This is a genomic window from Glycomyces algeriensis (genome assembly GCF_027622855.1).
GTDB classification, from domain to species: Bacteria; Actinomycetota; Actinomycetes; order Mycobacteriales; family Micromonosporaceae; genus Glycomyces; species Glycomyces algeriensis.
In genome coordinates, this window is sequence record NZ_JAPZVR010000001.1 from 561,421 (window position 1) to 569,911 (window position 8,491).

At 71.1% G+C, this 8,491-nt stretch carries 10 protein-coding genes; 5 read left to right on the forward strand and 5 right to left on the reverse strand.

Annotated elements, in window-relative coordinates:
- Positions 1 to 99: 99 nt before the first annotated feature.
- Together O2L52_RS02310 and O2L52_RS02315 are read right to left on the reverse strand one after the other, a co-directional pair.
- A complete protein-coding gene (locus O2L52_RS02310; protein ID WP_270113682.1) occupies positions 100 to 1,053 on the reverse strand; it encodes a pirin family protein in 954 nt (317 codons plus the stop codon).
- A 96-nt stretch (positions 1,054 to 1,149) separates the two neighbouring features.
- Positions 1,150 to 1,734, reverse strand: a complete 585-nt coding sequence (locus tag O2L52_RS02315; RefSeq protein WP_270113683.1) for a TetR/AcrR family transcriptional regulator — start codon at positions 1,732 to 1,734, stop codon at positions 1,150 to 1,152.
- Positions 1,735 to 1,899: 165 nt separating this feature from the next.
- On the opposite strand from O2L52_RS02315, the gene O2L52_RS02320 reads away from it, so the two are divergent.
- A complete protein-coding gene (locus O2L52_RS02320) occupies positions 1,900 to 2,829 on the forward strand; it encodes an oxidoreductase (protein WP_270113684.1) in 930 nt (309 codons plus the stop codon).
- 3 nt (positions 2,830 to 2,832) lie between these two features.
- Here O2L52_RS02320 and O2L52_RS02325 read toward each other — a convergent pair whose 3' ends face one another.
- Positions 2,833 to 3,300 (reverse strand): MarR family winged helix-turn-helix transcriptional regulator, encoded by a 468-nt coding sequence (locus O2L52_RS02325; RefSeq protein ID WP_270113685.1) that lies wholly within the window; start codon positions 3,298 to 3,300, stop codon positions 2,833 to 2,835.
- Between the two features lie 135 nt (positions 3,301 to 3,435).
- Here O2L52_RS02325 and O2L52_RS02330 point away from each other — a divergent pair, with 135 nt between their 5' ends.
- Positions 3,436 to 4,407, forward strand: coding sequence for a pirin family protein (locus tag O2L52_RS02330; protein WP_344474440.1), 972 nt, complete (start codon positions 3,436 to 3,438; stop codon positions 4,405 to 4,407).
- On the opposite strand, the gene O2L52_RS02335 is transcribed toward O2L52_RS02330, so the two are convergent.
- Positions 4,404 to 4,700, reverse strand: a complete 297-nt coding sequence (locus tag O2L52_RS02335) for a GNAT family N-acetyltransferase (protein ID WP_270113687.1) — start codon at positions 4,698 to 4,700, stop codon at positions 4,404 to 4,406. The genes O2L52_RS02330 and O2L52_RS02335 overlap by 4 nt on opposite strands.
- A gap of 133 nt (positions 4,701 to 4,833) precedes the next feature.
- Between O2L52_RS02335 and O2L52_RS02340 the strand changes: the two genes are divergently transcribed.
- Together O2L52_RS02340 and O2L52_RS02345 are read left to right on the forward strand one after the other, a co-directional pair.
- Positions 4,834 to 6,291 carry a class II fumarate hydratase gene (locus tag O2L52_RS02340; protein ID WP_270113688.1) on the forward strand — a complete coding sequence of 486 codons (1,458 nt, stop codon included), beginning with the start codon at positions 4,834 to 4,836 and terminating at the stop codon, positions 6,289 to 6,291.
- A gap of 144 nt (positions 6,292 to 6,435) precedes the next feature.
- Entirely contained in the window at positions 6,436 to 7,437 is a 1,002-nt protein-coding gene (locus O2L52_RS02345; protein ID WP_270113689.1) for an MsnO8 family LLM class oxidoreductase, read from the forward strand.
- On the opposite strand, the gene O2L52_RS02350 is transcribed toward O2L52_RS02345, so the two are convergent.
- Positions 7,434 to 8,243 carry a hypothetical protein gene (locus tag O2L52_RS02350; RefSeq protein ID WP_270113690.1) on the reverse strand — a complete coding sequence of 270 codons (810 nt, stop codon included), beginning with the start codon at positions 8,241 to 8,243 and terminating at the stop codon, positions 7,434 to 7,436. The genes O2L52_RS02345 and O2L52_RS02350 overlap by 4 nt on opposite strands.
- A gap of 38 nt (positions 8,244 to 8,281) precedes the next feature.
- Between O2L52_RS02350 and O2L52_RS02355 the strand changes: the two genes are divergently transcribed.
- On the forward strand, positions 8,282 to 8,410 hold the full coding sequence (locus O2L52_RS02355) for a hypothetical protein (RefSeq protein WP_270113691.1): 129 nt from the start codon (positions 8,282 to 8,284) through the stop codon (positions 8,408 to 8,410).
- The last annotated feature ends 81 nt before the right edge of the window (positions 8,411 to 8,491 follow it).

Below are 8,491 nucleotides of genomic sequence, written 5' to 3' on the forward strand. Positions count from 1 at the left end.
GCGGTCGGCTTCGACGCCAGACCGCTCCGGTAGCCGTGAAAAGCGCGAACCGCGCATATCAGGGCCGGACTTCGTCCGGCCCGTTTGCGTGCCCGCGGTTCAGCGCCGCCCTCTCGGGCGCAGCCGCCCGCCCGGCAGCGGGGGCGCGGGGATCCGCTGGTCGCCGTGCCCCTCCACGCGGCCGAACCGGGTCTGATCCGGGTCCTCCCAAGCGGTGCGGGCGGCGACGATGTCCTCGTGGGAACGTCCGACGAAGTTCCACCACATCACCAGCTCCTCGGCGAACGGCTCGCCGCCGAGCAGGAACACCGTGGCGCCCTCGTCCGAGGCGAGCGGCAGCGCGTCGCGGCCGGTGCCGAGATAGAGCAGCGGGCCGCGTTCGAGGCGTGTGCCGTCCACCTGCAGCGCACCGGCGATGACGAGCACCGCGTGCTCGAAGTCGGGCCGCAGCGGCACCACCGGAGCCGCGCCGGGCTCGATCGTTATCTGCGCGCCCACGATCGGCGTGTACACGGTCGCGGGCGAGGCGGCGCCGGCGAGTTCGCCGAGGGCCACGATGCCTTGCGCGCCTTCGAGTTCGAATCGCGGGAGCGCGACGTGCCGCTCGAAGCCCGGGGTGATCCCGTGTCCGCCGCCGGGCAGCGCGACCCACAGTTGCAGGCCTTCGATGAGCGGAGCCTCGCCCAGCGAGAACTCGGAGTGGGCGATGCCCGGGCCGCTGGTCATGAGGTTGAGCTGCCCGGGGCGCAGCAGCACGTCGGAGCCGAGGCTGTCCCGGTGCCGGATCTCGCCCGCCACGGGCCACGTCACGGTCTGGAGCCCGGAGTGCGGGTGGGGGAGCACCGCCATGTCCGTGCGTTCGGGCCCGAACTGGTCGAGGAAGCACCAGGCGCCGACGGTGGGGATCTCGCGCTGCGGCAGGGTGCGGCTGACGTGCATGGCGCGGACGCCGCCGAGCGGCACGTCGCGCGCCTCCAGCAGGACCGACTCGGGCCCGGCATGGCCGGAGGGCCGGCAGGGCTCTTCCACGGGGCGGACCTCGAGATTGCTCACGCGGTCACCTTAGCGCGGGAGCGGGGGACCGGACCTGCACCGCGCCATCGCGGGTGTTGAAAGAATATATATCGACAACGAGGCATTGCGCCTCGGTCAGCCGGTCTCGCTCCGCTTCGGGGCCGGAACCGCGGCGACGCCGCCGAGGAACAGCTCGATCCAGCGCTCACGGGCCTTGGGCGGCTGGTCGACCGGGGCGGTGGCGAAGAGGATGAAGAAGTCCTCGATGTCGAGGTCGGCCCGCAGGTGGCCGGATTGCTTGCCCGCCTTGATGATCCGTTCCATGGCGGCGGTGCCGCGCTCGATCGGCCGGGCGATGTCGTACTGCGCGCCGAGGGCGCGCGCGGCGGCCTTCGCGGCCTGGTCGCTGGCGGCGAGCTCGACCGTGGTGAGGAGGAACCGCCGGAACTCCGCGAGGGCGTCGGCGCCGGCTTCCATGCGGTCGGCCGTGGCCTCGACCTCGGTCATGATCCACTCGACGTGGGATTCCACGACGGCCGCGACCAGGGCGTCCTTGGTGGGGAAGTGGCGGTAGAGGGTGCCGACCGCGACGCCGGCCTCCTCGGCGATGGCCTCCATGCGGACCTCGGGTCCGTGGACGACGATCTGCCGGTCGGCGGCCTCCAGGATCTTGGAGCGGTTGCGGGCGGCGTCGGCGCGCAGCGGGCGTTCCGCGGTCATCCCGTCTCCTCTCGTTCGGACCCGCATCGTATGGCATCGCGATTTCGCGACGCGCACCGTGAAGCTTGCAATAACCTGAATCATGGTTCATGATGAAGATGAACGCAAATTCAGCTTATCTCGCCTCCAGGCATATGCTCGAGGCGAAACCGACAGGAGACATCGATGAGCAGCAGGCAGTGGACCGCCGCCGACATCCCCGACCAGACCGGCCGCACCGTCGTCGTCACCGGCGCGAACAGCGGCCTCGGCATCGAGACCGCCCGCGCCCTGGCCGGGCGCGGCGCCCACGTCATCATGACCGCGCGTTCGGAGGGCAAGGGCCGCAAGGCGGCCGAGGAGATCCGCGCCGACCACCCGCGCGCGAACCTGGAAGTGCGCACGCTCGACCTCGAAGACCTTGACTCGGTGGCCGCGTTCGCGGACGGCCTGGTCGCCGACCGGAACCGCCTCGACCTCCTCGTCAACAACGCCGGGGTCATGGCGGTGCCGCGGAGCCTGAGCCCGCAGGGCCAGGAGCGGCAGTTCGCCACCAACCACCTGGGCCACTTCGCGCTCACCGGGCGGCTGCTGGGCCTGCTCGAGGCGGGCCGGGACCCGCGCGTGGTCACCGTCTCCTCGCTGGCGCACCGGAGCGGGCGCATCCACTTCGAGGACCTGACCGGCGAGCGGCGCTACAGCGCGGTCGGGTTCTACTCGCAGTCGAAGTTCGCCAACGCGGTGTTCGGCCTCGAGCTCGACCGGCGGCTGCGGGCGGCCGGGAGCCCGGTCCGCAGTCTGATCGCGCACCCGGGGTTCTCCGCGACCAAGCTCGTGGACAACGGCATGAACGCGCCGGCCCGGCTGATCACGAACCTCATCATGCCGTTCGTGACGCAATCGCAGGCGGAGGGGGCGCTGCCGCAGCTGCGCGCGGCCACCGACTCGAAGGCGCAGGGCGGGGAGTACTACGGCCCGGACGGCAAGCGCGAGCGCAAAGGCGCGCCGGTCGTGGTCGACACGATCCCGGAGGCCAAGGACAGGGAGACGGCCGCGCGGCTGTGGACGCTCTCCGAGGAGCTGACCGGCGTGAAGTTCGAACTCGCCGCCGCCTGACGCCTATGGCGCGGTCTCGTCCAGGTGCCTGATGATGCGGGCGGCGATGTCGCCGAGGGCGTCGAGGTCCTCGGGCGGGATCGCGTCGAGCACGAGGCGGCGGACGGCGGCCACGTGCTTGGGCGCGGCGGCTTCGATCGTCTCCCGGCCCTGGTCGGTGATGGTGACGAAGGCGCCGCGGCCGTCCTCGGCGCACTCCTCGCGGGCGACGAGGCCGCGCTTGATCATGCGGGCGATCTGGTGCGAGAGGCGGCTCTGCTCGAAGTCGATGGCCTTGGCGAGCTCCTGGAAGCGCAGGCGCCCGGCCGAGTCGTCGGTCAGGGCCACGAGGATCGCGAAGTCGGGGCCGGACAGCTTCGACTGCGTCTGGAGCTCACTGCCCAGGCGGGCGGTGAGCTTCTGGTTCAACCGGATGAAGGCGCGCCAGGAGTGCTGCTCGCGCGGGCTCAGCCACTGGGTCTCGTCGTTCATGATGGCACCATCCTACCCGGTTCTTGACACATCATCTATCGCGAGCTACAGTTCGCCATGAAGAACATGACGCATCATGTACGGCTGCGGGACCACCGCACCGGGTGCGCCGTGAAGGAAAGCAGAGGCATCGCCATGCCCGCCGTCACCGTCGAAGACGTCCTCGTCCTGCCCCGCCTGCCGCTCCCCGACCCCGCCCAGACCCGCTTTCGCGAGGTCAAGCGCCTGGTCACCGCGCCGCTCGGCATGGAAGGCGAAGGCTTCCAGGTCCGCCGCGGCTTCGCGGGCATCCCGATGCACGAACTCGACCCGTTCGTCCACTTCGACCACATGGGCGAGGTCGACCTCGCCCCGGGCGAGCCCACCGGCGCGCCCTGGCACCCGCACCGCGGCTTCGAGACCGTCAGCTACGTCATGGACGGCGTCATCGAGCACGAGGACTCCAACGGCGGCGGCGGGCGCATCAGCGACGGCGACACCCAGTGGATGACCGCCGGAGCCGGCATCCTCCACAACGAGATGCCGCCCGAGAGCTTCGTGATGAGCGGCGGCGTCGTGCACGCCACCCAGCTGTGGGTCAACCTGCCGCGCGCCCAGAAGTTCGTCGCCCCGCGCTACCAGGACATCCGCGGCCGCGAATCCGCGCTCGTCACCACGCCCGACGGCGGATCGCTGATCCGCATCATCGCGGGGGACATCGCCGGGCACCGCGGCCCGGGCTCCACCTACACACCGGTCACCTTGGCGCACATCACCGTCGAGCCCGGCGCGCAGGTGGACCTGCCGTGGCACCCGGAGTACAACGCGATCGTCTACGCCCTCTCGGGCGCGGGCACCGTCGGCACCGACCGGCGCCCGTTCCAGATGGGACAGACGGCCGTGTTCGGTCCCGGCGACGCGATCCGCGTGGCGGCCTCGCCGCTCCAGGACTCGCGCACGCCCAAGCTCGACCTCTACGTGCTCGGCGGGCAGCCCATCCGCGAACCGGTGGCGCACTACGGGCCGTTCGTCATGAACACCCGCGCCGAACTGGTGCAGGCCTTCGAGGACTACCAGGCCGGGCGCCTCGGCGTGATCCCCGCGAAGCGCCTCCCGCACACCGACTAAGGGTGCTTGAGCGAGCGGCCCTCGACGACCAGGTCCTGGTAGTCGGGGTGCCGCTCGATCCAGCTCGCGTAGTAGGGGCACAGCGGCCGCACCCGCTCGCCCCGCGAGCGCACCTCGTCCAGCGAGACCCGCACCATCACCGAAGCCGCGCCCTTGCCCTGGGCTTCGGGGAACACCACGGTGTGGGTGAACGTGACGATCCCCTCGCGGCGCACGTACTCGGCGTAGCCCAGCAGCTCCCCGTCCTCGTGCACCTCGTAGCGGCTGCGTTCCGGCGCATCGGTCACGTCCACGTCCTGCCTCCTTAGGCCTCCCGCCAAGCATGGTCCCCCCGGGCCGCAGCGTCCACCGAACGCGGAGTCTTAGCGGTCCCGGCGGAATCGTGGAATCCTGGGGCGAAACGGCATCGAGAGCGGAGACCCCACGATGGTGAACGAGGAGTACCGGTTGCGCAGCCTGCCGGTGGACACCGGCGCGACCGGAACCCGGACCGAGACCGATTCGATGGGGCCGATCAAGGTCCCCGCCGAGCACTACTGGGGCGCGCAGACCCAGCGCTCCCTGCACCACTTCGCGATCGGCGAGGACCGGATGCCCACCGCCGTCTACCGCGCCTTCGGCCGCGTCAAGCAGGCCGCCGCGCTCGTGAACGCCGCCGAAGGCCTGCTCGACCTGCAGCTCGCCGAGGCCATCGTCGTCGCGTCGGGCGAAGTCGTCGCCGGCGACCTCGACGCGGAGTTCCCGCTCTCGGTGTGGCAGACCGGATCCGGGACCCAGACCAACATGAACGTCAACGAGGTCATCGCCAACCGGGCCAACCAGCTCCTCGGCGGCGAACTCGGCACCAAGACCCCCGTCCACCCCAACGACCACGTCAACCTGAGCCAGTCCTCCAACGACAGCTTCCCCACGGCCATGCACGTCGCGACCCTCCTCGCGCTGCGCGACCACACCCTCCCGCAGCTCGACGCCCTCACCGAGGCCATTCGGTTCAAAGCCGAGCAGTGGGTCGACGTCGTCAAGATCGGCCGCACCCACCTCCAGGACGCCACCCCGCTCACGGTGGGCCAGGAATGGTCCGGATGGGCCGCTCAGCTGCGCGATGCCCGTGTGCGCCTTGAAGACTCGCTGACGAGCATCTGCGGCCTCGCCGCCGGCGGCACCGCGGTCGGCACGGGCATCAACGCCCCCGAAGGCTTCGGCGAGGCCATCGCCGCGAAACTCGCCGAGCTCACCGGGCTGCCGCTGGTGACCGCCCCGAACAAGTTCGCGGCGCAGGCGTCCCTCGACGGCATGGTCGCCGTGAGCGCCGGCCTGCGCGGCGTCGCGGTCGCACTCATGAAGGTGGCCAACGACATGCGCTGGCTCGCCTCCGGCCCGCGCGCCGGGTTCGCCGAGCTGCGGCTCCCGGCGAACGAGCCGGGCTCCTCGATCATGCCGGGCAAGGTCAACCCCACGCAGCAGGAGGCCACGCTGATGGTGTGCCTGCAGGTGATCGGCGAGGACTCGATCGTCGCCGCCGCCGGCGCGCAGGGGCACTTCGAGCTCAACACGATGCGGCCGGTCGTCATCGCGAACGTGCTCCACTCCGCCCGCATCCTCGGCGACGCCGCCGAGAAGCTGAAGGAGTTCAGCGTCGAAGGCACGGAACTCGACCGGGAGAAGATCGCCGAGCACGTCGACCGCTCGCTCATGCTCGTGACCGCGTTGAGCCCGCACATCGGCTACGACAAGGCCACCGAGATTGCGCACAAGGCCGATGAGGAGCGCACGACCCTGCGGGAGGCCGCGCTCGCGCTGGGCGTGAGCGCCGCGGACTTCGACCGCATCGTCGACCCGGCGACCATGGTCGGCGACCCGCGGCGGGACCTCGGCCTCGCCTAGCGCCTGTCCTGTGCATCAGCGAGCGGGCGAACGACCGGTCTGATGCACAGGACGGGCGCTGAGGCCCGCCAAGGGACCGGTGAACTCGGGCACGATCGGAGCGGATCGTGAAACATCCGCGCACGCGCGGGCGTTGCGCGGCATATGAAGACTCCGCAGTCCCTCCGGCTCTCGCTGCTCGACCGCGCCGTCATCGCCAAGGGCGAGACGCCCGCTGAGACCCTGCGCGACCTCGTGGGCAACGCCAAGCAGGCCGAGGACCTGGGCTTTCACCGCTACTGGGTAGCCGAGCACCACAGTGTGCCCGGCATCGCCGGTTCCGCGCCCACGGTGCTGGCGGCGGCGGTCGCGGCGGCCACCTCGCGGATCCGGGTCGGCACCGGCGGCGTGATGCTGCCCAACCACCGGCCGCTGGTGGTCGCCGAGCAGTTCGGGGTCCTGGAGTCGCTCTTCGAAGGCCGCATCGACATGGGCCTGGGCCGCACCCTCGGCTTCGTCCCGGCCGTCCGCGCCGCGCTGGGTCACGACCTGGACGAGGCCGACCACTTCGACGACCTCCTGGCCGAGCTCCTCGGCTACTTCTCCGGTGAGCAGACCTCCCACCCGGGCGTGCACGCGCGGCCCGGCGAAGGACTGCGCCCCGAGCCCTTCGTCCTGGCGGTCGGCTCCGGCGGCGAGTACGCCGCCAAGCACGGCGTCGGCCTGGTCATCGCCCCGTCGAAGGGGCTCGCGGCGACGCGCGCCAAGATCGACGAGTACCGGCGCGGCTTCCGGCCTTCAGCGTGGCGGACCGAGCCGTACGTCGTCGTCGCGCAGACCGTCGCGGTCGCCGAGACCCGCGAAGCCGCCGAGGACCTGCTGCTCCCCGAGCAGTGGTCGACCGCGTTGTCCCGCACCAGAGGCGAGTTCCGGCCGCTGCTGCCGCCCGGCGAGATCCGGGCGGCCGAGAAGTCCAGCCGCGAATCCAAGTACCTCGAGCAGGCGCTGACGGGCGCGGTCTACGGCACCGCCGACGAGGTGGCCCCGCGCCTGACCGGTCTCGTCGAGGCCACCGGGGCGGACGAACTCCTCATCGGCACCTCGTCCTACGACCGCAAGGCCCTCTTCGACTCCCACCGCCGCCTCGCCGAACTCGCCGGACTCTAGTCGGCGGGGCACTCCGCCAATTCGGGGACGTTCCCGTGGTCGGCGACGGTGCCCGTCTGGGCGTCGTAGTCGAGTTCGGACGGGACCTCGGCCGGGTCGTCGGCGAAGTACACCCACAGCGGATCGACGTAGCCGGTGTGATCGCCTTGCGTCACAAGGTAGTAGGGCACCTCTTCGTTGTAGGAGGTGCTGGGCGGCTCTTCGACGACGTTCATCGTGGTCCAGACGCAGTGGACGTCGATCTCGGCGTGCGACGGCAGCCGGACGCTCTCGTAGTCGCCGTTGCTCATGCCGTTGAAGGTCGTGTCGGGCAGCGAGAAGTAGAGCGAGCTCTCGTAGGCCACGACATAGGCCTGGTGGTGGACGTCAGGGGCCTCCGGTTCCGACACCGTCTCCGGTAGGTCCACATCGCACTCGGCGACGTCGTCGGGGACCGCGCCGGCATCGCCGTACTCCTCGTCCTCGCCTTCGGGCTTCACCTGCACGCCCTCGGCGTAGACCCACGACTCCGAGACCTCGTCGGACCAGCCGTCGGCAGTGGTGGTCCGGGTCTGGTAGTACGCCGTCTCGCCGACCCGCAGCGCGCACACCACCTCGAACACCGAGCCCTCGACGACCGGTTCCAGGGTCGGCTCGTCGAGGCGGCGGCCCTCGGCGTCGACGTTCGACGGCGGTTCTTCCCAAGCGGCCGAGACGGCGGTGGTCTGCCCCCAGTAGTCCCGCGTCCCCGTGACCGCGTCGGCGACGGTGCCGCAGCCGGCGAGCAGGAGCACGGCCGTCCCGCTGAGCAGTGGAAGGATTCTCACAGCGCCATACTACTGAGATTGCTGAGAGCATTGTGGTTATGGACATCGCAGCGGCAACAGCGAAGGCGAACGCCTTGTCGGCCCTCTTCGACCGCCTCAACGAAGCGAACGGCCAGCGCGCCTGGACGGGCCTGGACCTGGCCCTCGGCCTCGAAGAAGGCGCATGAGCGGAGCGGGGGGGGGGGGGGGGGGGGGGGCCCCGCCCGGGGGGGCCCGCCCGGCTCCGGCCCCGCCCGCGCGGCGGGGGG

Bases quoted from the DNA above. Each gene is read 5' to 3' on its own strand.
- O2L52_RS02340 (WP_270113688.1), top strand. From the start codon at position 4,834: ATGGTGAACGAGGAGTACCGGTTGCGCAGCCTGCCGGTGGACACCGGC.
- O2L52_RS02315 (WP_270113683.1), bottom strand. From the start codon at position 1,734: ATGACCGCGGAACGCCCGCTGCGCGCCGACGCCGCCCGCAACCGCTCC.
- O2L52_RS02355 (WP_270113691.1), top strand. From the start codon at position 8,282: ATGGACATCGCAGCGGCAACAGCGAAGGCGAACGCCTTGTCGGCCCTC.
- O2L52_RS02320 (WP_270113684.1), top strand. From the start codon at position 1,900: ATGAGCAGCAGGCAGTGGACCGCCGCCGACATCCCCGACCAGACCGGC.
- O2L52_RS02345 (WP_270113689.1), top strand. From the start codon at position 6,436: ATGAAGACTCCGCAGTCCCTCCGGCTCTCGCTGCTCGACCGCGCCGTC.
- O2L52_RS02325 (WP_270113685.1), bottom strand. From the start codon at position 3,300: ATGAACGACGAGACCCAGTGGCTGAGCCCGCGCGAGCAGCACTCCTGG.
- O2L52_RS02330 (WP_344474440.1), top strand. From the start codon at position 3,436: ATGCCCGCCGTCACCGTCGAAGACGTCCTCGTCCTGCCCCGCCTGCCG.